Below are 22605 nucleotides of genomic sequence, written 5' to 3' on the forward strand. Positions count from 1 at the left end.
GCGGTCGCCGCTCGCAATCCTGTGATTATCCGGATGCGGCGGGGGATGCCAAGCCGCGCGCAGGGTCCAGCCCGGTTTCCAGGCCGTGGCCGGCCCGCGCCAGGTAGCGCCCCGGTGGCAGCCCGAAGTGGCGGCGGAACACGGTGACGAAGGCGCTGGCGCTGCTGAAGCCCAGTGCGTGGGCGATGTCGGCGACGCTGCGGCCATCGGTCAACTGGCGCAGGGCTTCGGAGAGCCGGGCCTGCTGCCGCCACTGGGCGAAGCTGAGCGTGGTCTCGTCGCGGAAGTGGCGGGTCAGGCTGCGCGGTGACAGGCCGGCCCAGTGCGCCCATTCGGCCAGGCTGCGTTCGTCGGACGGGTCGGCCAGCAGCTGCGAGGCGATCTTCAGCAGGCGCCGGTCATGCGGCATCGGCAGGTGCATGCGCTGGCGTGGCGCTGTGCGGATCTCGTCCACCAGCACTTCGATGATGTGCTGGCGTTCGGAGGTGGTGTCGTAGCCCGGTGGCCAGTCACAGATGCGGTCGGCGAGCGCCTGCGCCAGCTTGGACAGGCCCAGCACGCAGGGATCGGAGGGCAGGGTGGCGCAGACCGGAGCCGCCAGCGCCATGCCCCAGCCACGCAGAGGGCCGTCGAGGGTGACCGTGTGCGGCTCCAGCGGTGGCATCCAGCCGGCCGAGCCCGGCGCCAGCGACCAGGTGCCGTGCGAGGTACGGGTGGTCAGCAGGCCGCGCTCGACGCAGATCAGCTGCGCGCGCTGGTGATGATGCCAATCCACTTCACGGACCAGCCCTTGCGGGCTGTCGAAACGGAAACCGACCACCGGGGGACCGTCGTTGCGCTCGAACCAGTCCAGTGCCTCGTCCCTGAGCAGGCGTTTGGGAGCGGGGATTTCTGCCTTGTTCATCATGTCTGCTGGCTGAAATGTGTCATCCATTGGCTAGATTGTACTACCGGGCCACCTGGCCAGGTCATTAAGGTAGGCGCCTTCACTGATCCAGCCCACTGCTGCAACACAGCATTCGATGCCAGATCAAATATTTCCATTGAGAAATATTTTTTTTGGAAGAGAATGCTCCCCCATGATCTGTCCTGCAACCACTCCCCCCAGCTTCGGCCTGCTGCTGCGCCAGGTGCGCGACGGCCTGGTCCGCCAGCTCGACGCGTCCATGGCTGAAGAAGATCTGGGCATCGGCTTCACCCACTACATCGGGTTGAAGGTGCTTTCGAACATGGCGCCGTGCACCGCCAACGAACTGGCCCAGGCCATCGATCAGGTGCCCAGCGCGGTGACCCGGCTGCTGGACAAGCTCGAAGCGCTGGGCTGCGTCCGCCGCGAACCGCATGCGCAGGACCGGCGGGCACTGCAGATCGTGCTGACCGACGAAGGCCGCGCGCTGTGGGCGCGCTTGAAGCTGCGTGGCGACGCGGTGATGGATTACGCCCTGCGTGATCTTTCCGCCGACGAGCGCACGCTGCTTCTGTCTCTCCTTACCCGAATCCGCGATTCACTGACGACCCCATGAACCCGATCCCGCATTCCACTCTCCGCCGGTCCGGGCGCGCGCTGCTGGTGTCAGCGCTGGCCCTGGCCCTGGCCGCCTGCGCCAGCAGTCGTGGCCTCAACCCGCAGGGCCACGTGCTTGACGTGGACAGCCTGCACAGCGAACGCACCTTGGCCGACACCGACCTGAGCGCCACCGGCTTCCCGGCGCAGGACTGGTGGAAGGCACTGGGTGATGCGCAGCTGGACGCGCTGGTCGCCGAGGGCCTGGCCGGCCACCCGAGCCTTGACGCCGCCGATGCCCGCCTGCGCCAAGCCCAGGCCCAGGTCGGCACCGCACGTGCCGACGAACTGCCGAGCCTGTCGGTGTCCGGTGGCTACACCGGCCTGCGCCTGCCCGAATCGATGGTCGGCAGCGAGATGGGTGGCCGTTACGGCGGCAGCAGCCAGGTCGCCTTCGACTTCAGTTATGGCGTGGACCTGTGGGGCGGCAAGCGCGCCGCCTGGGAAGCCGCCGTGGACGGCGCCCACGCCGCCACCGTTGAAGCGCAGGCCGCGCGCCTGAACCTGTCCACTGGCATCACCCAGGCCTATGCCGACCTGGCCTACGCGTGGCAGCTCAACGACGTAGCCGAGGAAGAGCTGAGCCGTTCGCAGAAGTCACTTGAACTGACCCGCCAGCGCCGCCGCGCCGGCATCGACAGTGATCTGCAGGTGCGCCAGGCCGAGGCCCGCGTGCCGGCCGCGCAGCAGCAGGTGCAGGCCGCCCAGCAGCGCATCGACGCGGCCCGCACCGCACTGGCCGCGCTGGTCGGCAAGGGCCCGGACCGTGGCCTGTCGATCCAGCGCCCGCAGCCGCTGAATCCGGTGGCACTGCAGCTGCCGGGCGTGCTGCCCAGCGAACTGCTTGGCCGCCGCCCCGACATCGTGGCCGCACGCTGGCGCGTTGAAGCGGCCGACAAGCAGATCAAGGTTGCCAAGACCAAGTTCTACCCGAGCTTCAACCTGACCGCGCTGGCCGGCGTGGTCGCCCCGGATGTGGGCGACCTGCTGAAGAGCAGTTCCACCTTCGCCTATATCGGCCCTGCGCTGAGCCTGCCGATCTTCGAGGGCGGCAAGCTGCGCGCCAACCTGGCCAATACCGATGCGCAGTACGACCTGGCGGTGGCCAACTACAACCAGACCGTGCTCGATGCGCTGCGTGATGTGGCCGACCAGGTCAACGCGGTGCGCTCGCTGGCACAGCAGGCGCAGTCGCAGCAGCAGGCGGTGGACACCGCACGCGCTGCCTTCGACCTGGCCCAGCAGCGCTACCGCGCCGGCATCGGCAGCTACCTGGACGTGCTGACCGCGCAGTCCACTCTGCTGCAGTCGCAGCAGCAGCTGGCCGGCCTGCAGTCGCAGCAGGTGCAGTCCTCGGTGCGCCTGAGCAAGGCGCTGGGCGGTGGTTTCCAGCCCACTGACGCCGACCGCGCACCGATCGCCTCCCATTCCGATTCCTCGCATTCCTGAAGATCTCCGACATGAGCCAGACCCAAGACACCGCGGCCCCGGCCGCCCCCAACCGCCGCGGCAACCTGCTGCGCGGCCTGTTCGTGATCGTCGTGCTGCTGCTTGCCGCTTTGGCGCTGTGGTACTTCATGTTCGGCCGTTGGTTCGAAGAGACCGACGATGCCTACGTGCAGGGCAACCAGGTGCAGATCACCCCGCTGGTGGCCGGCACCGTGGTCGCCATCAATGCCGATGACGGCATGCGCGTGGAGCGCGGCCAGCTGCTGGTGCAGCTGGACCCGTCCGACACCGCAGTGGCGCTGCAGCAGGCCGAAGCCAACCTGGCCAAGACCGTGCGCCAGACCCGCGGCCTGTACCGCAGCGTGGAAGGCGCGCAGGCGGACCTGAACGCCCGCCAGGTGACCCTGAAGCGCGTGCGCGAAGACTACGCCCGCCGCAAGGACCTGGCCGCCACCGGCGCCATCTCCAACGAAGAACTGGCCCACGCCCGCGACGAGCTGGCCGCGGCCGAAGCCGCCGTGGCCGGTTCACGCGAGACCGTCGAGCGCAACCGCGCGCTGGTCGACGACACCGTGATCGCCACCCAGCCGGATGTGCAGGCCGCCGCTGCGCAGCTGCGCCAGGCCTTCCTCAACAATGCCCGCGCCGGCATCGTTGCGCCGGTCTCCGGCTACGTCGCCCGTCGTTCGGTGCAGGTCGGCCAGCGCGTGCAGCCGGGCAATGCCCTGATGGCCGTGGTGCCGACCGAGCAGATGTGGGTCGAGGCCAACTTCAAGGAAACCCAGCTGCGCCACATGCGCCTGGGCCAGGAAGTGGAGCTGAAGTCGGACCTGTACGCCGGCGACGTGAAGTACAAGGGGCGTATCCAGAGCCTGGGCCTGGGCACCGGCTCGGCGTTCTCGCTGCTGCCGGCGCAGAACGCCAGCGGCAACTGGATCAAGATCGTGCAGCGCGTACCGGTGCGCATCGCCATCGATGCCAAGCAGCTGGCCGAGCACCCGCTGCGCATCGGCCTGTCGATGAAGGCCGAAGTGAGCCTGCGCGACCAGAAGGGCGAAGTGCTGCCGAGCACCCCGGCCAAGGGCACGGTGTTCGACACCGACGTGTATGCCAAGCAGCTGCATGATGCCGACGAGGTGATCCACACGATCATCCAGGGCAACCTGCCGCAGCAACAGGCGAAGGTGGGCTGAGGTCGCCATGTCCGCACAAGCTCCAGCCGCGCCCGGCGCTCCGGGCGCACCGGCGGCGCCGGCTGCAGCCTCCGGGTTCCTGCCGCCCAGCGTCGCCCTGTGCACCGTCGGCCTGGCGATGGCGTCGTTCATGCAGGTGCTCGACACCACCATCGCCAACGTCTCGCTGCCGACCATCGCCGGCAACCTCGGTGCCAGTTCGCAGCAGGCGACCTGGGTCATCACCTCGTTCGCGGTCAGCACGGCCATCGCGCTGCCGCTGACCGGCTGGCTCAGCCGCCGTTTCGGCGAACGCAAACTGTTCGTCTGGGCCACGCTGGCCTTCGTCATCACCTCGCTGTTGTGCGGCCTTGCGCAGAGCATGGGCATGCTGGTGGTGTCGCGTGCGCTGCAGGGTTTCGTGGCCGGTCCGATGTACCCGATCACACAGTCGCTGCTGGTCTCGATCTACCCGCGCGAGAAACGCGGACAGGCATTGGCGCTGCTGGCGATGATCACGGTGGTGGCGCCGATCTGCGGCCCGATCCTCGGTGGCTGGATCACCGACAACTACAGCTGGGAATGGATCTTCCTGATCAACGTGCCACTGGGCATCTTCGCCGCGCTGGTGGTGGGCAACCAGCTGAAGGGACGCCCGGAGCAGATCGAGAAGCCGAAGATGGACTACGTCGGCCTGATCACGCTGGTGATCGGTGTCGGCGCGCTGCAGCTGGTGCTCGACCTGGGCAACGACGAGGACTGGTTCTCGTCGATGAAGATCGTGGTGCTGGCCTGCGTGGCGGTGGTGACGCTGACGGTGTTCCTGATCTGGGAACTGACCGACAAGGATCCGATCGTCGACCTGAAGCTGTTCCGGCACCGCAACTTCCGTGCCGGCACGCTGGCGATGGTGGTGGCCTATGCGGCGTTCTTCAGCGTGGCGTTGCTGATTCCGCAGTGGCTGCAGCGTGACATGGGCTATACCGCGATCTGGGCGGGCCTGGCGACCGCACCGATCGGCATCCTGCCGGTGATCATGACGCCGTTCGTGGGCAAGTATGCGTCGCGCTTCGACATGCGCATGCTGGCCACCGTGGCGTTCATCGTGCTGTCGATGACCAGCTTCCTGCGCTCGAACTTCAACCTGCAGGTGGACTACATGCACGTGGCTGGCGTGCAGCTGATCATGGGCATTGGCGTGGCGCTGTTCTTCATGCCGGTGCTGCAGATCCTGCTGTCGGACCTGGATGGGCGCGAGATCGCGGCGGGCTCCGGCCTGGCGACGTTCCTGCGCACGCTGGGCGGCAGCTTCGCGGCCTCGCTGACGACGTGGCTGTGGGCGCGGCGTACCCAGGTGCACCATGCCGATCTGACCGAGCACATCTCGGCCTATCAGCCGGGCATGCAGGAGCAGGTCACTGCAATGGGGCAGGGCGACCTGCAACATGGCGCGGCGGTACTGAACAACATGATCAACCACCAGGCATCGCAGATGGGTTTCAACGACATCTTCTTCCTGCTGGGCTGGATCTTCCTGGCGATCATCACCTTCCTGTGGCTGGCCAAGCCGCCGTTCGGCGCAGGCGCAGGTGCGGCGTCCGCGGGCGGTGGGCATTGATCGACCATTGGCGTTGAAACGCACAAAACCCCGCCGCAAGGCGGGGTTTCTGTCTGGTGGATCCACGTCATCGCGTGCCACCCAGCCTCCGGAAACGAAAAAACCCGCTTTCGCGGGTTTGATCATCTTGAGTCGTGGTGCCCAGGAGAGGACTCGAACCTCCACGGTTTTACCCGCTAGTACCTGAAACTAGTGCGTCTACCAATTCCGCCACCTGGGCGACTCAGGAGATGAATTGTGCGGCACGGCAGAGAGTGTGTCAACAACATTTCACACTATTTTCTGCGCTTGCACGCCCAGGTGGTGCAGCAGGCTGCGCATCGCCGGTGACAGCTGCGCCCACTCGGCGAAACAGGCGCACAGGCGGCGCTGTGCCCACGCATCTGCAAGCGGCACCGCAACGGTATGCGTGCTGCGCCGATGCTGGCGCGCAATGGTACGCGGCACGATACCGACACCGATGCCGTGGCCGACCATGATGCAGACGCCCTCGAAGGTCTTCATGCGGATGCGCACGTCCAGTCGGCGACCGATGTCGCGCGCCTGGTCTTCGATGTAGGTCTGCAGTGCATTGCCATCGGCCAGGGCAACGAAGGTCTCGCCGGCAATATCGGCGAAGGTCACGCTGCGCAGTGATGCAAAGCGGTGATCGGCAGGCAGCAGCATCACCAGTGGATCTTCGGCCACCACATGCTGCTGCAGGCCGGTGGCGTCGACTGCATCACTGATGATGCCGGCCTCGGCCTGGCCAGCGCTGATTGCACGCACGACTTCGGGGCTGGTGCGTTCCAGCAGTTCGACGTGCAGGCGGGGTCGTTCGGCCAACCACGGTGCGAGCCGCGAGGGCAGGTAGTTGGTCAGTGCTGCGGTGTTGGCATACAGATGCAGGGTGCCGCGCGCCCCCTGCGCGAATGCCTGCAGTTCGCCGCGCAGCTGTGCCTGCTGTTGCAGGATCAGGCGTGCATGGTGGGCGAGGGCGGCGCCGGCTTCAGTCAGGCTGACGCCACGTGGATGCCGGTTCAACAGCTGGGTGCCGGCATCGGCTTCGATCGTGCGCAGGCGCTCGCTGGCCGAACCCAGGGCCAGGTTCGCCTGCGTTGCGCCGGCAGTGATGCTCCCGGCCTCGGCGATTGCCAGGAACAGGCGCAGGTCGGCGATGTCCATCCGCATGTGGGTGCCCTCATCGCAGGGCCACCGCCTTCGGATCAGCCGAAGGCAGGGCCGGAAAGACCGCATTGTGCGCCGTTGCTCCGCCCGATCCAATGAAGGCATGGATGAATCGATGTACTTCTACGTGCTGCTGGTGCTGGTGTTCGTATTGGCCGGCGTGGTCAAGGGGGTGACCGGCATGGGGTTGCCGACGGTGGCGATGGGGGTGCTGGGCAGTACGCTGTCGCCGGTGGCGGCAGCGTCGATGCTGTTCATTCCGACCTTCGTCACCAATGTGTGGCAGCTGTTGTCCGGGCCAGCGCTGGGCCCCATCGTGCGGCGCCTGTGGCCGATGATGCTGGCCGTGGTGGTGGTGACGCTGGGTTCGGCAGCGCTGCTGGTACGGGTCGATCGCAGCGGGTCGCGCGTTGCGCTGGGCGTGGCCCTGATGGTCTATGCCGCCTATGCGTTGCTTGCGCCGGTGTTCCGCGTGCCGCAGCGGCGCGAGCGCTGGCTGGGGCCGCTGGTGGGCGCGCTGTCCGGCGTAGTGACCGGCGCCACCGGCGTGTTCGTGATGCCGGCGGTGCCGTACCTGCAATCACTGGGGTTGCAGCGCGAAGAACTGGTGCAGGCGCTCGGGCTGGCGTTCACCGTATCGACGATTGCACTGACCACGGGCCTGGTGCTGCACGGTGCGTTCGGCATCCAGCAGCTGGGCTTGAGTGCACTGGCGGTGGTGCCGGCGCTGCTGGGCATGTGGCTGGGGCAGGTGATCCGGCAGCGGATCAGCGCACGGGTGTTTCGGGCGTGCTTCCTTGGCTTCCTGCTGTTGCTCGGCCTGGAGCTGGTGCTGCGGCCATTGTTCTGATGCCAAATTGCGGGCATGAAAAAACCCGCTTTCGCGGGTCTTTCTCATTCTCGACGTGGTGCCCAGGAGAGGACTCGAACCTCCACGGTTTTACCCGCTAGTACCTGAAACTAGTGCGTCTACCAATTCCGCCACCTGGGCGTCGAGGAGCGAGATTATGGGGTGTCGTTATGGGGGTGTCAATACTTTTTGCTTGCCCGGAGTCGGATCCTGTTTCGCATGCGAAACGGGCTCTGACCCCATGGGACCCGCACAGGCAAAAAAAATCCCCGCCGAAGCGAGGAGTTTTTTCGTTGGTGCCCAGGAGAGGACTCGAACCTCCACGGTTTTACCCGCTAGTACCTGAAACTAGTGCGTCTACCAATTCCGCCACCTGGGCGTTCCAGAGGCGCAATTGTGAAGATGAATCCGGGAGCTGTCAACGACTTCCTGAAATTATTTGATCCAACGCCTCCAGGGCGGGCGCTGACCCGTTCTGCACGCCATCAACGGCTACCATGTAGGGCGATGACTACCAAAAAACCAAGCAAGGGCGGGAGCAAGTCCCGCAGCCAAGCCCCGAAGAAGGGCCCGAAGGCGGGCGCAGCCCGCACCCCCAAGCCGGGCAAGCCGCTGCCAGGCTGGTTCCCCGAATTGAATGAAGGCGGTACGCCGCCGCGCGGCCGCAAGGTCCGCACCGCTGATGCGGCAGCGCCCGGCCCGGCCCCGGGCCGCAAGCTGCCGCCGACCGGCAAGGTGATCGACGATCCCTACGCCGCCCGCGAAGCCGAGAAATACGAACAGCCCATCGCCAGCCGCGAGGCCATCCTGGCCCTGCTGGAGCGTTGCGAAGGGCCGCAGACCGCCGAGGAACTTGGTGCACGCCTGGGCCTGACCGCACCGGATCGGGCCGAGGCGCTGTCGCGCCGGCTCGGTGCCATGGTCCGTGATGGCCAGCTGGTGCAGAACCGCCGCGGCGGTTTCGCCCCGATCCAGACGTTGAACCTGGTCACCGGCGTGGTGATCGCCAACCCGGAAGGGTTCGGTTTCCTGCGTCCGGTCGAGGGCGGCGACGACCTGTTCCTGCCGCCGTATGAAATGCGCAAGGTGATGCACGGCGACAAGGTGCTCGCCCGCGTGACCGGCATCGATCACCGGGGCCGTCGCGAGGGCAGCATTGCGCGCGTGCTCGAACGCGGCATGACCCGCCTGATCGGCCGCTTCAGCATCGAGATGGGCATCAACTACGTGGTGCCCGATGACAAGCGCGTGCAGCGCAACGTGCAGGTGCCGCCGGACCAGACCGGTGGCGCGCGCGACGGCCAGCTGGTGGTCTGCGAACTGACCCAGGCCCCGGACAGCCGCCGCCCGCCGATCGGCCGCATCATCGCCGTGCTGGGCGACAAGCTGACCGCGTCGCTGGTGGTGGAGACCGCCATCCACGGTCACGAGCTGCCGTTCGAGTTCCCGCAGGAGGTGCTGGACGAAGCCGCATCGGTGCCGCTGGTGGTTGAGCCGGCGATGATCGGCGACCGTGTCGACCTGCGCAGCACGCCGCTGGTCACCATCGACGGTGAGGATGCCAAGGACTTCGACGACGCGGTGTACTGCGAGCCAAATGCCGATGGCTTCCGCCTGGTGGTGGCCATTGCCGATGTCTCCAACTACGTGCGCCCCGGTACGCCGCTGGATGAGGAAGCGCAGAAGCGCGCCACCTCGGTGTACTTCCCGGGCTTCGTGGTGCCGATGCTGCCGGAGACGCTGTCCAACGGCATCTGCTCGCTGATGCCGAAAGTCGACCGCATGTGCTTCGTCTGCGACATGCAGATCGACCGCGATGGCCTGGTCACGCATTCGCGCTTCTACGAGGCGGTGATGAATTCGCACGCGCGCCTGACCTATACCCAGGTGTGGAAGGCGGTCGGCGAGGACGATGCCGATACCAAGGCCTGGATGGGCGACCTGTTGCCGCAGGTGCAGCGCCTGCACCAGCTGTACAAGGTGCTGTCCAAGGCACGTGCCAAGCGCGGCGCCATCGAGTTCGAAAGCAGCGAGGTGCGCTTCGTGCTGGACAACCGTGGTGAAGTCACCCAGGCCGGCATGCTGGTGCGCAACGACGCGCACAAGCTGATCGAGGAATGCATGATCGCGGCCAACGTCGAGGCGGCCAGGTACCTGCTGTCGCGCCACGTGCCGGCGCCGTACCGCATCCACGAGAAGCCGCCGGAAACCAAGTACGCCGACCTGCTGGAATTCCTCAAGGAGTTCAAGCTGAGCCTGCCGCCGTGGTCGAAGGTGCGCCCGGGTGACTACACCAAACTGCTGAAGAAGATCCGCGACCGCCCTGATGCGACGCTGCTGGAGTCGGTGCTGCTGCGCAGCCAGAGCCTGGCGATCTACAGCCCGGAGAACCACGGCCACTTCGGCCTGGCGCTGGAGGCCTACGCGCACTTCACCTCGCCGATCCGTCGCTATCCCGACCTGCTGGTACACCGCGCGATCAAGCACGCGCTGTCCGGCAAGCCGCTGGACAAGTTCACCTACAATGCCCGCGAGATGGCCGCGCTGGCACTGCAGTGTTCCGAGCGTGAGCGCCGTGCCGACGAGGCCGAGCGCGAGGTCGACGAGCGTTACCGTGCGGCGTGGATGGAAAAGCACGTGGGCGGCCAGTTCGACGGCGTGATCAGCGGCGTGACCAGCTTCGGCCTGTTCGTGGAACTGGACGAGTCGAAGGTGCAGGGCCTGGTCCACGTGACCCAGCTGCCGCAGGACTATTACAAGTTCGACGCGACCCGCAAGACGCTGACCGGCGAGCGCCGCGGCGGCAGCTACCGGCTGGGCGACCGCGTGCGCATCCTGGTGCTGAAGGCCAGCATGGAAGAGCGCAAGATCGACTTCCGGCTGGTCGAACACAAGGGCGAGGACGAGGGTGACGGGCTGCCGCCGCTGCCTGAGCGGGGCAAGCCGGCCAAGCGCACCAAGAAGCAATATTGAAAAGCGTGCCGACCAACGGTCGGCACCCACCTCACCCGGTAGGTGCCAACCGTTGGTTGGCACGCACCGCTCGTCAGGTAGGTGTCGACCTTGGTCGACACGATCTTCCGGAGGAAAGCAGCAATGCAAGGCCAACCCGAATACAGCGGCGGCTGCCAGTGCGGCGCGATCCGCTTCCACGTGCGTGGTGCGCTGACCGACAGCTCGATCTGCCATTGCCGGATGTGCCAGAAGGCCTTTGGTGCCTTCTACGCGCCCTTGGTGTCGGTGCGCGGCGTGCAGTTCAGCTGGACCCGCGGCCAGCCCCGCTATTTCCAGTCGTCCAACGTGGTGCGGCGTGGCTTCTGCGCCGACTGCGGCACGCCATTGACCTACGAAGCGCCCGATGGCGTGGCGGTGGCTGCTGGCGCGTTCGACGAAGCCGAACGCCTGCCTCCGACGATCCAGTACGGGGTCGAGCGCAAGCTGCCCTTCGTCGACGGCCTGGCCAGCCTGCCCGTACGGCGTACCGAGGAGGACATCGCGGCCCTGGACTTCCTGGCCACGATCGTGTCCCACCAGCACCCCGACCACGACACGCCGCACTGGCCACCGCGCAGCCGGTGACGCACCTGTAGCGCCGTCTCCACGCTGTCGCCGCAGGCTGAACCCAGGACAGCCGAGCGCAGGTTCGGCCGTACAGGGAGGCGGGGCGCGGCAGCGCCCGGACCGCCGATGCTCTACCATAGCCCCCCCCTTTCCGGTCCCCGCCCGCATGAGCAAGAACAGCCAGTGGATCGTCGGCGTCAACGCCGTCGCCTCCTCCATCGAGAACGACGCCGAGAACGTCCGCGAAGTGCTGGTCGAGGCCGGTGCGAAGAACCCGCGCCTGACCGAGATCGAGGAAAACGCCCGCCGCAAGGGCATCGACGTGCGCAAGGTGAACAGCCAGGCGCTGGACGGTGTGGGGGGCTCGGTGCGCCACCAGGGCGTGGCCGCGCGCTATGCCGCCGCCCGCACCTACAGCGAGAACGAGCTGGAAGGCCTGGTCACTGCGGCCGAGGGCAAGGCGCTGCTGCTGGTGCTGGATGAGGTGCAGGACCCGCACAACCTGGGTGCCTGCCTGCGCTCGGCGGCTGCGGCCGGTGCGACTGCAGTGATCATCCCCAAGGACAAGTCGGCCACGGTCAACGCCACCGTGCGCAAGACCTCGGCCGGCGCCGCCGACCTCATCCCGGTGGTGGCGGTGACCAACCTGTCGCGTTGCCTGAAGGACCTGCAGAAGCAGGGCGTGTGGATCTACGGCCTGGCCGGTGAAGCCACCGCCTCGCTGTACCAGCTGGACCTGAAGGGCAACATCGCGCTGGTGCTGGGCGGCGAAGCCGACGGCCTGCGCCGCCTGACCCGCGAGAACTGCGATGGCCTGGTCAAGATCCCGATGCCGGGCGAGATCGAGAGCCTGAATGTCTCCGTCGCCGCCGGCGTCAGCCTGTTCGAAGCCGTGCGCCAGCGCGGTTGATCGGGCGACAGCCCATGTAGAGCCGAGCCCACGCTCGGCTGCCGCGCGCGGCCCACCGCGCCGCATGGGCATTCAGACGAAAAGCAGCCGAGCATGGGCTCGGCTCTACAGAAGGCCTCAGCCCGCGCTGCCACCCAGTGCCTTGAACAGGGTCACGTCGTTGTTCAGCTGGCCCTGGCGCACGCGCGCCAGCGACAACTCTGCATCGCGCCGGGTCTGCTGGGCTTCCAGCCAGGTGCGCAGATCGGTAGCACCCACGCGATAACGCACTTCCTGCGCGCGCTCCACTTCCACCGCTTCCTCGTACGAAGCCTGCGAGGCAGCGACCTGGCGCGCCAGCTGCTCGCGCGCGGACAGTGCGTTGTCCACTTCCGAGAGCGCGGTGTACAGCGTCTTGCGGAAATTGGTCGCGGCGATCTGATAGCTGGTGCCGGCGATATCGGTATCCAGCTGCGCGCGCTGCAGGTTGAGGAATGGCAGCGAAAGGCCGGCACCCAGCGTGGCCACCGGATTGCGCAGTACATCGCCCAGCGAGGTCGCACTGGAACCGAGGCTGCCGGTCAGGCTCAGCGCCGGGTAGTACTGGGTGGCGGTGACCTTGATGGTCTTCAGGCTGTTGCGCAGGCGGAGTTCTGCCGCACGCAGGTCGGGGCGGCGGCCGAGCAGGTCGGCCGGCAGCCCCTCGACAATGCGCGGGCTGCGTGCGCCCAGCAGGTCCTGAGGTTCGTCCTGCTGGGGCCAGGGCGTGCCGTCCAGCAGCACGGTCAGTGCGTTGCGCACCTCCACCCGCTGCTGTTCCAGCGCGCTCTGCGAGGCGCGCTGCGATTGCAGGTTCTGCAGCGCCTGGCGCACTTCCAGACGCGATACCGCACCGGCGTCGAAGCGGGCCTGCACCAGTTCGCGGGTGCGCTCCAGCCGCTCCAGGTTGGCCTGGCCGGTGGCGATCGACTGGTTCAGGTAGGCCAGGTTCCAGTACTGGGTGATGGTGTCGCTGATCACCAGCAGGGCGGTATTCTGCCGGTCTTCCTCGCTGGCTTCGGCTTCCCAGCGGGCGATGTCGCGCTGGGTCCGCAGGCGTCCCCACAGATCGACCTCCCAGCCCAGCGAAACGCCGGTGGAGTAGCTGCGGCGCCAGTCGTCGGCCTGGTCGGTGGCGCGGCTGGCATTGCCGCTGACGCCCGATGACGAAGGCTGCGGCCACAGCGCGTTGCTGGCCAGGCCGGCCTGCAGGCGCGAACGCTGCACGGCCAGGCCGGCGGCGGCCAGGTCGCTGTTGGCGGCCAGCGCCTGCGCCACCAGGCGGTCCAGGCGTTCATCGCCGAAGCCGGTCCACCAGGTGTCCTGGCGGATGTCGTGGCCCGGTGTGTCCAGGCTGCTGCGCGGGTCGTCGGCCGGTGCGTTGAGGGTGGCATCGCCACGCCCATACTGGGCCGCCACATCGGGATCGGCCACCGGATAGCGGCCGACAGAAGCGCAGCCAGACAGGGCGAGCAGAACGGCACCCGCCAGCAGCCGGCGCGAAGGGGCGGGGAAGGGCAGTCGGTTCATCATCTTCATTCGCGTGCCAGGGCCTCTACCGGGTCAAGCTGCGCGGCATTGCGCGCGGGCAGGAAGCCGAATGCCACGCCGATCAGGGTCGAGCAGGCGAAGGCGGCAATGATCGAGGCGGTGGAGAACAGCACCTGGAAGTCGCTGGCGAAGCGGCCGATCATCGAGCCCAGCAGCAGGGCCAGGCCGATGCCGAGCACGCCACCGAGCAGGCAAACCAGCACCGCTTCGATCAGGAACTGCTGGCGGATATCACTTTGTCGTGCACCAACGGCCATGCGCACCCCGATCTCTCGGGTGCGCTCGGTCACCGACACCAGCATGATGTTCATCACGCCGATGCCGCCGACCAGCAGCGCGATGGCGGCGATGGCACCGATCAGCAGGGTCATCGTGCGCGTGGTCTGCTCGATGGTGTCGCGGATCTCCGCGCTGTTGCTGAGGAAGAAATCCTCGGTGCCGTGGCGCATCGTCAGCAGGCGGGTGATCGCTTCCTGAGCGGCATCCATCGGTGTGTTGTCGTCCACGCGCACGGTGATGCTGGAGACATGGCTCTGGCCGAGCATGCGCGACATCACCGTGGTGTAGGGCACCCAGACGCTGAGGCTGGTGCTGCCACCGAAGCCGAAACTCTGGCGCTTGGCCACGCCGACCACGCGCGCCGGCACGTTGCCGAGCAGGATCACCTGGCCGACCGGGTCGACATCGGGGAAGAACTGGGTCTGGGTGTTTTCGTCGATCACCGCTACCTGGCCGAGGCCCCTCACGGCATCGGCATCGAAGAAGCTGCCGCTGAGCAGGGTTACCCCCTTGACCCGGAAGAACTGCTCGCCGACGCCGCTGACCTGGGCGGTCGACGACTGGTTGCGATAACGCGCGGTCACCGAGGTCGATACGCTGGGGGTGGCGCTGTCCACATAGCTCTGCTTTGCCAGTGCATCGGCATCGCTGGCCTTGAGCGTCTGCACCCGGGCCGAGCGCATGTCGCCGAAACCACGGCCGGGATAGACGTCGATGGTGTTGGTGCCGAGCGCGCTGATGTTCTGCAGGATCTGCTGCTGCGAGCCATTGCCCAGCGCCACCACCGAGACCACCGAGGCGATGCCGATGATGATGCCGAGCATGGTCAGGAAGGTGCGCAGGCGATGGGCGTTCATCGCCAGCAGCGCCATCCGGAACGCTTCGGTGAAGCGGTCGCGGGCCGCCCGCCAGCTATTGCCGTGGGCGACGCCGGTACTGGCTTCGCGCTGGGCGCGGTAACTCGGCGCATCCGGATTGGCGCGGTCGGCAATGATCTCGCCATCGCGGATCTCGATGATGCGCTGTGCGTGCTGGGCCACGCTCATGTCGTGGGTGACGATGATGATGGTGTGGCCTTCGGCATGCAGTTCGCCGAGGATCGCCATCACTTCCTCACCGGATTTCGTATCGAGCGCGCCTGTTGGTTCGTCGGCCAGGATCACCTCGCCGCCGTTCATCAGGGCGCGTGCGATCGACACGCGCTGCTGCTGGCCACCGGAAAGCTGGCCTGGCTTGTGATGCATGCGGTCGCCCAGGCCCAGCCGCTGCAGCAGTTGCTCGGCACGCGCGTTGCGCACCGGGCCGGGACTGCCGGCATACACCGCCGGCACTTCCACATTGCCGCGCGCGTCGAGGTCGCCGAGCAGGTGGTAGCGCTGGAAGATGAAACCAAAATGCTCGCGGCGCAGTTCGGCCAGTTCGTCCGGCTCCATCTTTCCGGTTTCGCGGCCGGCCACCTGGTAGCTGCCGCGGGTGGGACGGTCGAGGCAGCCGAGGATGTTCATCAGCGTCGACTTGCCCGAGCCGGACTGGCCGACGATGGCGACCATCTCGCCGGCGTGGATGTCGAGATGGACGTCGCGCAGCACGGCGATCACATCGTCGCCGGCCGGGAATTCACGTCGCAGGTCGCGCAGCCGCAGCAGCGGCGCCGTCGTGCTCATCGGCGCCCCATGCCCGGGCCGCCGACCCGCATCTGCATGCCGCCGCGGTTGCCGCCGCCGGCGCTGGCACCGGCCGCACCGGCTTCGCCGACCACCACGCGCTCGCCTTCCTTCAAGCCGGACAGGATCTCGGCCGAGGCGCCGTTGTTGATGCCGACGGTGACCTTGCGCGGCTGCGGCTGGCCCTTCTCGTCCAGCACCCGCACCATCCGCTCATCGCCACGGCGCTTCGGTCCCAGTGCCACCGCCGGCACCATCAGCACGCCCTTGGCCTGCTTGAGCAGTACCGAGACCTGCGCGGTCATGTCGATGCGCAGCGTGCCGTCCGGGTTTTCCACATCAAACAGCGCGTTGTAGTAGACCGCGCTGCTGGAGCTGGAGCTGGAGGAGCTGCTGGAGCTGGACGAATTCTCGTTGGCGATCGAGGCCGGCGCCGGATTGATCTGGCGCAGCGTGGCGTGATACTTGCGGTCCGGGTCGCCCAGGGTGGTGAAGTACACCGGCATGCCGGGCTTGATCTTGACCACGTCGGCCTCGGAGATCTCGGCATTGACGGTGACCACGTCCAGCCGCGCCAGCATGACGATGGTCGGTGCGGTCTGGTTGGCGTTCACGGTACGGCCTTCCTCGGCCACCACCGCGACCACGGTGCCGTCCATCGGCGCGGTGATGCGGGTGTAGGCCAGGTTGGCGCGGGCGGTGCCCAGCTCGGTTTCGCGGCCCTTGATCTGCGCCTCGTAGGACTGCAGCTGGGCACGGGCGGTCTTCAGCTGCGCTTCGGCGGCATCGTATTCCTGGCGCGAGGTGGCCTCGGCGGCCAGCATCTGCTGCTGGCGCGCGAACTCCAGTTCGGCCTGGCGCAGGGTGGCCTGCTGCACGGCGCGCTGGGCGGTGACCTGGTCCAGCGAGGCCTGCGCGTTGAGCACCTGGTTCTGCTGGGTGGTGGCATCGATCTCGGCGATCAGGTCGCCTTCCTTCACGGTGTCGCCCAGCTGTACCTTCAGCGATTTGATCTGGCCCGAGGCCTGCGCGCCGACGCTGACCAGCTTGTAGGCGTCGATCACGCCGGTGGCATCCACCGTTTGTTCGATGTCACCGCGGCTGACCGGCGAGGTTGCCACCGCCGGGGCGGCGGGCTTGCGCAGCAGCCACCAGGCGGTCGCGGCGACGATCAGGGCGAGCAGGGCGATCAGCATCAGGCGACTCCGGCGGGTCGCTGGCAGCAGGCGGAACGTCACGTCGTGGCTTCACTCTCGAGGCCGCGAGGGCGGCGTTGGTGGGCATTGTGAAGACCGGGCGATGGACGGCTCAATCCTCGGGGTATGTCCGTATGTAACACTGTCGGTGAACAGGCGTAACCACAGGTATCCCGCCCGTGGGTGGATACACTGGTACGCATTGCCCCGGATGCGGTTCAGCTGCCGACACGGGATGATCGCGACATGGAGACTGAAAACCCGATGCATCGACTGCTGATCGTCGACGACGACAACGACATCCGCACGCTGCTGGCCGAGCAGCTCGGCCGCGCCGGCTACCAGGTGAGCACTGCGGCCGATGGCACCGCCATGCGCCAACTGCTGGACCGCGAGCACGTGGACCTGATCGTGCTGGACCTCAACCTGCCGCGCGAGGATGGTCTGACCCTGTGCCGTGACCTGCGTGCACGTTCGAACACGCCGGTGATCATGCTGACCGCGCGGGCCGAGCCGATCGACCGCGTGCTGGGCCTGGAAATGGGCGCCGACGACTACCTGGCCAAGCCGTTCGAGCCGCGCGAGCTGCTGGCGCGCATCCGCAACGTGCTGCGCCGGACCGAGGCGCTGCCGGCCAACCTGGAACCACTGGCGGTACGCCGCGCGCGTTTCTCGCGCTGGGTATTCGACCTCGAGCATCGCCACCTGGTCGATCCGGATGGCCGCGTGGTGGTGCTGTCCGGCGCCGAGTTCCGCCTGCTGCGGGTGTTCATCGCCCACGCCAACAAGGTGCTGTCGCGCGAGCAGCTGGTCGCGCTCAGCAGCGGCCGCAACTACGAGGCTCAGGACCGCGCGATCGACCTGCAGGTCAGCCGCCTGCGCAACAAGCTGGGCGACGATGGTGGCCCGGATGGACTGATCAAGACCGTTCGCAACGAAGGCTACGTGCTGGCCTCGTCGGTCAACCTGGAATAGACCGCGATGAAGCGCCTGCGCCATTTCCTGTCCTCGATGGTCGGGCGGTTGTTCGTGATCCTGCTGCTGGGCATGGCGGTGGCTGCGATCGGCGCGACCATGCTGGCCACCTCCAAGCGCCAGCAGGAGTTCGAGCGGCAGAACCTGAACCGCATCGCCGACCGCCTGCAGGGCTACGTCAACCTGCTGGACGGCAATCCGGAGCTGCGCGAGCGCCTGCTGGCGATCGGCGGGCCGAGCGTGCGCGCGCTGCAGCCGGGCGCACGCCTGGGGCGTGCCGACACGGCGCTGATGGAAGTGCTGGAAGACCGCCCCGGGCCGGTGTCGCGCGCGCACGTGCACTTCGCTTCGTTCCGCTCCTGCATTCCCAAACTGCAGGAGCTGCTGCCGCCGCCGCCGCCGGGCCACCGGCGGCCGCCGCGCGAACGCGACCCCGCGTTCATCCCGCCCAAATGCCGCGCGGTGGACGTGACCCTCAACGACGGCACGCTGCTGAAGCTGGCGCTGGACTCGCCGGCAGTGGCGCACAACGGCATCCTCGCCGTGGACCCATGGTTCCTGACCCTGCTGGTGCTGGCGATTGCCGTGCTGGCCTATATCGTCGCGCGCATGGCCAGCGCGCCGCTGCAGGAACTGGCCGCAGCCGCAGAAGACCTTGGCGATGACCTGCAGCGCGACCCGTTGCCACTGCGCGGGCCGCGCGAAGTGCAGCGTGCCGCCGAAGCCTTCAACGCCATGCAGCACCGCCTGCAGCGGCACCTGGCCGAACGCACGCAGATGCTGGCGGCGATCACCCACGACCTGCAGACGCCGCTGACACGGCTGCGCCTGCGCCTGGAGAATGTCAGCGACGAGGCCCTGCGTGAGCGCCTGATCGGCGACCTGGCGGCGATGCAGGCGCTGGTGCGCGAGGGCCTGGAACTGGCGCGCAGCGCCGAGAGTGCCGAGCAGCGCGCCGCACTGGACCTGGATTCGCTGCTGGAGAGCATTGTCGAGGACGCCGCCGAAGGCGGCGGTGATGTGGTCTTCGAAGGGGGCAGTGGTTCGGTGCTGATGTTGCGTCCGTTGGCCATGCACCGGCTGTTCTCCAACCTGGTGGACAACGCGGTGATGTACGCGCAGCGGGCCCGGGTGCGGGTTGAGCGCAGCGGCGGTGCGATTACCGTGGTGGTGGCCGATGACGGCCCGGGCCTGGCCGAAGAGCAGCTGGAGGCGGTGTTCGATCCGTTCGTGCGGGTGGAGACCTCGCGTTCGCGCGAAACCGGCGGGGCCGGCCTGGGCCTGACCATCGCGCGCGCCCTGGCCGAGAAGGACGGTGCCCGGCTGTGGCTGCGCAACCGGGCCGAAGGTGGCCTGGAGGCGGTGGTGCAGTGGCCGGCCAGTGCCCAGGTGGTGGCGCCCGGCCGCGCCGGCTGAGTCGGCGCGCTGCGGACGGTGACGCCGGGGCCGGAGTTTGGCCTATCATCTGCGCATCTCCCCAGTCTCCCCCCGATGAGCCAGCCCGTTCCTGCCGGCATGCCATTGCACGCTGCCCGGCTGTTCCCGCACGCTGCCGCGTCCTGCAGCCGCACCTGGCCGCCGCCGCTGCGGTGATGGGCGGGCAGGGGGACAAGAGGCGCTGGGTGGAGCGCCGCGCATCAGGATTCAGGCGGGCACTGCGGCAGGGCCTGTTGTGGCTGCTGCTGGCCCTTGCGCTGCCGTTGGCTGCGCAGGAAGGCGCGCCCCCGCTGCGCGACTACGCCATCGATGTATGGACCTCGCGCAACGGCCTGCCGCACAACTCGCTGCGCGACATCGCGCAGACGCCGGAAGGCCATCTCTGGTTCGCCACCTGGGAAGGGCTGGTGCGCTACAACGGCCTGGATTTCACCGTGTTCGACCGCAGCACGCGCCCGGGCCTGCGCGACAACGGCATCGGCGCCCTGTTCGTCGACCGCCAGGGCGGACTGTGGATCAGTGATTCGCGCGGCAACGTCAGCCACCGTGGCAGTGATGGCCAATGGCGGGTGTGGGAGCACCAGGCCGATACGCCGCAGGTGCTGATCCAGTCCATGCAGATGGACAGCCAGGGGCGGCTGTGGCTGCTGTACGAAGGCAAGGGCATCGGCTACCTGACGCCGGACAGCGGCATTGTCTACCAGGCGCCGGCGGCGGACCTGCCGATGGCGATGAGCTTCACCAGGCTGGTGGTCGATGCGCAGGACCGGGTCTGGGTCGGTACGCTGGACGGGCTGGTGCTGCGCGACAACGATGGCGTGCTCAAGCGCGCCCCCGCCGCATGGGGGCTGGGTGCCGGCAGTGGCCTGTCGTGGCCCTACCGCGCGCCGGATGGCGCGTTGTGGATCGTCGCCGGTGAGCGCCTGTACCGGGTGCAGGACGACCAGCTGGTGCTGGTGCACCGCCTGCCGGGCCAGCTGCACATGACCTCGATGCTGCAGGACCGGCACGGTGACCTGTGGCTGGGCACCGAGAACCAGGGCCTGCTGCGCATCTCCGCACATGGCCTGGAGCGACTGCCGGCCGGTCTGAACCTGCCGGGCGGACGCGTGGTCAGCCTGCGCGAGGATGCCGAAGGCAGCATCTGGGTGGGCGCCAACGGCGGGCTCTATCGCCTGCGCGAAACACTGTTCAGCAGCTACACCGAGCGCGATGGGCTCAGTGGCGATTACGTGCGCACGGTATTCGAGGATCGCGATCGCCAGCTGTGGGTCGGCAGCGCCAGCGGGCTTGACATGCGGACCGCAGACGGCCGTTTCCGGGCGATGCCGCTGCACAACCGCGGCGGCAAGGCACCTTCGGTGCTGAGCCTGGCACAGGGGCCGGACGGTGACCTGTGGGTCGGAACCTTCGGCGATGGGGTCTACCGGCTGGGCCGTGACGGCCACCTGCGCCACAACTACGCGGCAGCCGACGGCATGCCGGGTGGCAACATCCGTGCGATCAGCGTTGATTCCCAGGGCGTGGTCTGGGCCGGCACGCAGAAGGGCGTGGTGCGCATCGACGGCGACCATGTGCAGGTCTCGAACGTGCCGGGCATGCCCGGCGGCCTGATCACCGCGCTTGAGCATGACCATCAGGGCAACCTGTGGATCGGCACCATCGAAGGTATCCGCGTGCTGCGCGGCGACCACGTGCAGTCGATCGACCTGGCGCCGCTGGGCGGTGGCCGCAGCGTGTTCGGCTTCCACCAGCTGGGCGACGCGATGTGGATCAGCAGTGATCGTGGCCTGTACCGTTGGCGCAACGGTGCGCTGGCGCGGGTCGGCCTGGAGCAGGGCATGCCGGTGGATGCGGTGTTCCAGCTGGTGCCGGATCGCCTTGGCAATGTGTGGATCAGCAGCAATCGCGGCGTGTTGCGCACCGACATGGCCACCCTCAACGCCGTGGCCGATGGCCGCACGCCGCGGGTGGGGGTGGAGCGCTACAACGAGATCGACGGCATGGCCAATGCACAGGCCAACGGCAGCTCCAGCCCATCGGCGATCCTGCGCCAGGACGGCACGTTCTGGGTGGTCACTGCCGGCGGCCTGAGCACGGTCGACCCGCAGCGCCTGCAGCGTTTCCGCGAGCGGCCATCGCCGCCGGCCGCGATCGAGAGCGTGCAGGTGGATGGGGCGCCGGTGCATTGGGAAGGGCGAGATCGCAACCACATTCCCGGGGGGCGCCGGTTGGCGGTGAGCTATGTCGGCCTGAGCTACCTGATGTCCGACCGGATCCGCTACCGCACGCGGCTGGACGGGCTGGATGCCGGCTGGGTCGAGCGCGGCCCGCAGCGCAGCGTTGAGTTCGTCGGCCTGCCGCCGGGCGACTACACCCTGCATGTGGCGGCCGCCCATCCCGGCGGCAGCTGGGGCCAACAGGAGGCGGTGTGGAGCTTCACCGTGGAACCGTTCTGGTGGCAGCGCCGCAGCGTGCAGGTGCTGTCGGGGATGCTGCTGCTGACTGGACTGGTGGCGCTGTACCGGCTGCTGCTGCAGCAGCTGAAGGCCAGCAACCTGCGCCTGGCACGGCGGGTGGACGAAGCGACCTTCGACCTGCAGGCCAAGACGGTGCACCTGCAGGCGCTGAACCAGGAAAAGACCGAACTGGCCGAGCGCCTGGCGCGCCAGGCCGAAGCCTTCGAGCGCCAGGCCCGCGAGGATGTGCTGACCGGCCTGGCTAATCGCCGCGCCTTCGACGAAACGCTGGCGCGTGACTTCGCCCGGTCCCAGCGCAGTGGTCATCCGCTGTGCCTGGTGGTGCTCGACATCGATCACTTCAAGGAGGTCAACGACCGCCACAGCCACAGCATCGGCGATGCCGTGCTGGTGCAGGTGGCGTCACTGATCGCAGCGGCCTGCCGCGACTCCGACCTGCCGGCGCGCACCGGCGGCGAAGAGTTCGCGCTGCTGCTCAACGACACCCGCCTGGAGGAAGCCGCACAGCTGTGCGCGCGCCTGCGTGGCCTGTTCCATGACCATCCCGATTGGGCCGGCGTGGCGGGCCTGCGTGTGACCTTCAGTGCGGGCCTGGTAGAGCTGGATGCCGACGACCGCACCCCGGCGCTGCTGTGCCAGCGCGCCGACCGCGCGCTGTACCGCGCCAAGAGCGACGGCCGCGATCGCACGAGTATTGGTTGATCGCATCCACGC

16 protein-coding genes and 3 tRNA genes are annotated in these 22605 nt (G+C 67.8%); 11 read left to right on the plus strand and 8 right to left on the minus strand.

Annotated elements, in window-relative coordinates; all coding sequences use genetic code 11:
• Positions 1-25: 25 nt before the first annotated feature.
• Entirely contained in the window at positions 26-907 is an 882-nt protein-coding gene (locus tag AC5P74_RS07380; protein WP_171958382.1) for a helix-turn-helix domain-containing protein, read from the minus strand.
• A 172-nt stretch (positions 908-1079) separates the two neighbouring features.
• Here AC5P74_RS07380 and emrR point away from each other — a divergent pair, with 172 nt between their 5' ends.
• Genes emrR through emrB form a run of 4 tightly spaced genes read left to right on the plus strand, consistent with a single transcriptional unit; the run spans position 1080 to position 5803 of the window.
• A complete protein-coding gene (emrR, locus tag AC5P74_RS07385) occupies positions 1080-1523 on the plus strand; it encodes a multidrug efflux system transcriptional regulator EmrR (protein ID WP_005415875.1) in 444 nt (147 codons plus the stop codon).
• Complete coding sequence (emrC, locus tag AC5P74_RS07390; RefSeq protein WP_053501022.1) at positions 1520-3013, plus strand: multidrug efflux transporter outer membrane subunit EmrC; 1494 nt, start codon at positions 1520-1522, stop codon at positions 3011-3013. The genes emrR and emrC overlap by 4 nt, the downstream gene beginning before the upstream one ends.
• A gap of 11 nt (positions 3014-3024) precedes the next feature.
• Positions 3025-4206 (plus strand): multidrug efflux MFS transporter periplasmic adaptor subunit EmrA, encoded by a 1182-nt coding sequence (gene emrA, locus AC5P74_RS07395; RefSeq protein WP_021204129.1) that lies wholly within the window; start codon positions 3025-3027, stop codon positions 4204-4206.
• 7 nt (positions 4207-4213) lie between these two features.
• Entirely contained in the window at positions 4214-5803 is a 1590-nt protein-coding gene (gene emrB / locus AC5P74_RS07400) for a multidrug efflux MFS transporter permease subunit EmrB (RefSeq protein ID WP_065186080.1), read from the plus strand.
• A 135-nt stretch (positions 5804-5938) separates the two neighbouring features.
• Here the strand turns inward: emrB and AC5P74_RS07405 are convergent.
• Positions 5939-6023 (minus strand) — tRNA-Leu (locus AC5P74_RS07405).
• Between the two features lie 50 nt (positions 6024-6073).
• Positions 6074-6973 (minus strand): LysR family transcriptional regulator, encoded by a 900-nt coding sequence (locus AC5P74_RS07410; protein ID WP_053501279.1) that lies wholly within the window; start codon positions 6971-6973, stop codon positions 6074-6076.
• 100 nt (positions 6974-7073) lie between these two features.
• Between AC5P74_RS07410 and AC5P74_RS07415 the strand changes: the two genes are divergently transcribed.
• Complete coding sequence (locus AC5P74_RS07415) at positions 7074-7820, plus strand: sulfite exporter TauE/SafE family protein (protein WP_053501281.1); 747 nt, start codon at positions 7074-7076, stop codon at positions 7818-7820.
• A 56-nt stretch (positions 7821-7876) separates the two neighbouring features.
• Here the strand turns inward: AC5P74_RS07415 and AC5P74_RS07420 are convergent.
• Positions 7877-7961 (minus strand) — tRNA-Leu (locus AC5P74_RS07420).
• 153 nt (positions 7962-8114) lie between these two features.
• Positions 8115-8199 (minus strand) — tRNA-Leu (locus AC5P74_RS07425).
• Positions 8200-8327: 128 nt separating this feature from the next.
• Here AC5P74_RS07425 and rnr point away from each other — a divergent pair.
• The 3 genes from rnr (at position 8328) to rlmB (ending at position 12291) form a co-directional block, all read left to right on the plus strand.
• Positions 8328-10793: a ribonuclease R gene (rnr, locus tag AC5P74_RS07430; protein WP_053499921.1), complete on the plus strand. Its 2466-nt coding sequence runs from the start codon at positions 8328-8330 to the stop codon at positions 10791-10793.
• A gap of 123 nt (positions 10794-10916) precedes the next feature.
• On the plus strand, positions 10917-11399 hold the full coding sequence (locus AC5P74_RS07435) for a GFA family protein (RefSeq protein ID WP_005415882.1): 483 nt from the start codon (positions 10917-10919) through the stop codon (positions 11397-11399).
• Positions 11400-11547: 148 nt separating this feature from the next.
• Positions 11548-12291 (plus strand): 23S rRNA (guanosine(2251)-2'-O)-methyltransferase RlmB, encoded by a 744-nt coding sequence (gene rlmB / locus AC5P74_RS07440; RefSeq protein WP_005408775.1) that lies wholly within the window; start codon positions 11548-11550, stop codon positions 12289-12291.
• 117 nt (positions 12292-12408) lie between these two features.
• Here the strand turns inward: rlmB and AC5P74_RS07445 are convergent, their stop codons facing one another.
• Genes AC5P74_RS07445 through AC5P74_RS07455 form a run of 3 tightly spaced genes read right to left on the minus strand, consistent with a single transcriptional unit; the run spans position 12409 to position 17041 of the window.
• The gene (locus tag AC5P74_RS07445) at positions 12409-13848 is read right to left on the minus strand and encodes a TolC family protein (protein ID WP_329841676.1); all 1440 of its coding nucleotides are present in this window, start codon (positions 13846-13848) and stop codon (positions 12409-12411) included.
• Positions 13845-15803 carry a MacB family efflux pump subunit gene (locus AC5P74_RS07450; protein ID WP_053499927.1) on the minus strand — a complete coding sequence of 653 codons (1959 nt, stop codon included), beginning with the start codon at positions 15801-15803 and terminating at the stop codon, positions 13845-13847. Before AC5P74_RS07450 ends, AC5P74_RS07445 begins: the two co-directional genes overlap by 4 nt.
• On the minus strand, positions 15800-17041 hold the full coding sequence (locus AC5P74_RS07455; protein WP_032954055.1) for an efflux RND transporter periplasmic adaptor subunit: 1242 nt from the start codon (positions 17039-17041) through the stop codon (positions 15800-15802). Before AC5P74_RS07455 ends, AC5P74_RS07450 begins: the two co-directional genes overlap by 4 nt.
• Before the next feature lie 204 nt (positions 17042-17245).
• On the opposite strand from AC5P74_RS07455, the gene AC5P74_RS07460 reads away from it, so the two are divergent.
• From AC5P74_RS07460 to AC5P74_RS07470, 3 genes are all read left to right on the plus strand, one after another.
• Entirely contained in the window at positions 17246-17974 is a 729-nt protein-coding gene (locus AC5P74_RS07460) for a response regulator (RefSeq protein WP_005415886.1), read from the plus strand.
• A 6-nt stretch (positions 17975-17980) separates the two neighbouring features.
• Positions 17981-19390, plus strand: coding sequence for an ATP-binding protein (locus tag AC5P74_RS07465; RefSeq protein WP_053499929.1), 1410 nt, complete (start codon positions 17981-17983; stop codon positions 19388-19390).
• A gap of 176 nt (positions 19391-19566) precedes the next feature.
• Complete coding sequence (locus AC5P74_RS07470; RefSeq protein WP_346607982.1) at positions 19567-22593, plus strand: two-component regulator propeller domain-containing protein; 3027 nt, start codon at positions 19567-19569, stop codon at positions 22591-22593.
• The last annotated feature ends 12 nt before the right edge of the window (positions 22594-22605 follow it).

It is taken from the genome of Stenotrophomonas sp. YJH_SMC_94-11 (assembly GCF_059370435.1).

Bases quoted from the DNA above. Each gene is read 5' to 3' on its own strand.
- AC5P74_RS07460 (WP_005415886.1), top strand. From the start codon at position 17,246: ATGGAGACTGAAAACCCGATGCATCGACTGCTGATCGTCGACGACGAC.
- emrB (WP_065186080.1), top strand. From the start codon at position 4,214: ATGTCCGCACAAGCTCCAGCCGCGCCCGGCGCTCCGGGCGCACCGGCG.
- AC5P74_RS07410 (WP_053501279.1), bottom strand. From the start codon at position 6,973: ATGCGGATGGACATCGCCGACCTGCGCCTGTTCCTGGCAATCGCCGAG.
- AC5P74_RS07465 (WP_053499929.1), top strand. From the start codon at position 17,981: ATGAAGCGCCTGCGCCATTTCCTGTCCTCGATGGTCGGGCGGTTGTTC.
- rlmB (WP_005408775.1), top strand. From the start codon at position 11,548: ATGAGCAAGAACAGCCAGTGGATCGTCGGCGTCAACGCCGTCGCCTCC.
- AC5P74_RS07380 (WP_171958382.1), bottom strand. From the start codon at position 907: ATGATGAACAAGGCAGAAATCCCCGCTCCCAAACGCCTGCTCAGGGAC.
- AC5P74_RS07435 (WP_005415882.1), top strand. From the start codon at position 10,917: ATGCAAGGCCAACCCGAATACAGCGGCGGCTGCCAGTGCGGCGCGATC.
- emrC (WP_053501022.1), top strand. From the start codon at position 1,520: ATGAACCCGATCCCGCATTCCACTCTCCGCCGGTCCGGGCGCGCGCTG.
- emrA (WP_021204129.1), top strand. From the start codon at position 3,025: ATGAGCCAGACCCAAGACACCGCGGCCCCGGCCGCCCCCAACCGCCGC.
- emrR (WP_005415875.1), top strand. From the start codon at position 1,080: ATGATCTGTCCTGCAACCACTCCCCCCAGCTTCGGCCTGCTGCTGCGC.
- AC5P74_RS07445 (WP_329841676.1), bottom strand. From the start codon at position 13,848: ATGAAGATGATGAACCGACTGCCCTTCCCCGCCCCTTCGCGCCGGCTG.
- AC5P74_RS07450 (WP_053499927.1), bottom strand. From the start codon at position 15,803: ATGAGCACGACGGCGCCGCTGCTGCGGCTGCGCGACCTGCGACGTGAA.
- AC5P74_RS07415 (WP_053501281.1), top strand. From the start codon at position 7,074: ATGGATGAATCGATGTACTTCTACGTGCTGCTGGTGCTGGTGTTCGTA.
- rnr (WP_053499921.1), top strand. From the start codon at position 8,328: ATGACTACCAAAAAACCAAGCAAGGGCGGGAGCAAGTCCCGCAGCCAA.
- AC5P74_RS07470 (WP_346607982.1), top strand. From the start codon at position 19,567: ATGGGCGGGCAGGGGGACAAGAGGCGCTGGGTGGAGCGCCGCGCATCA.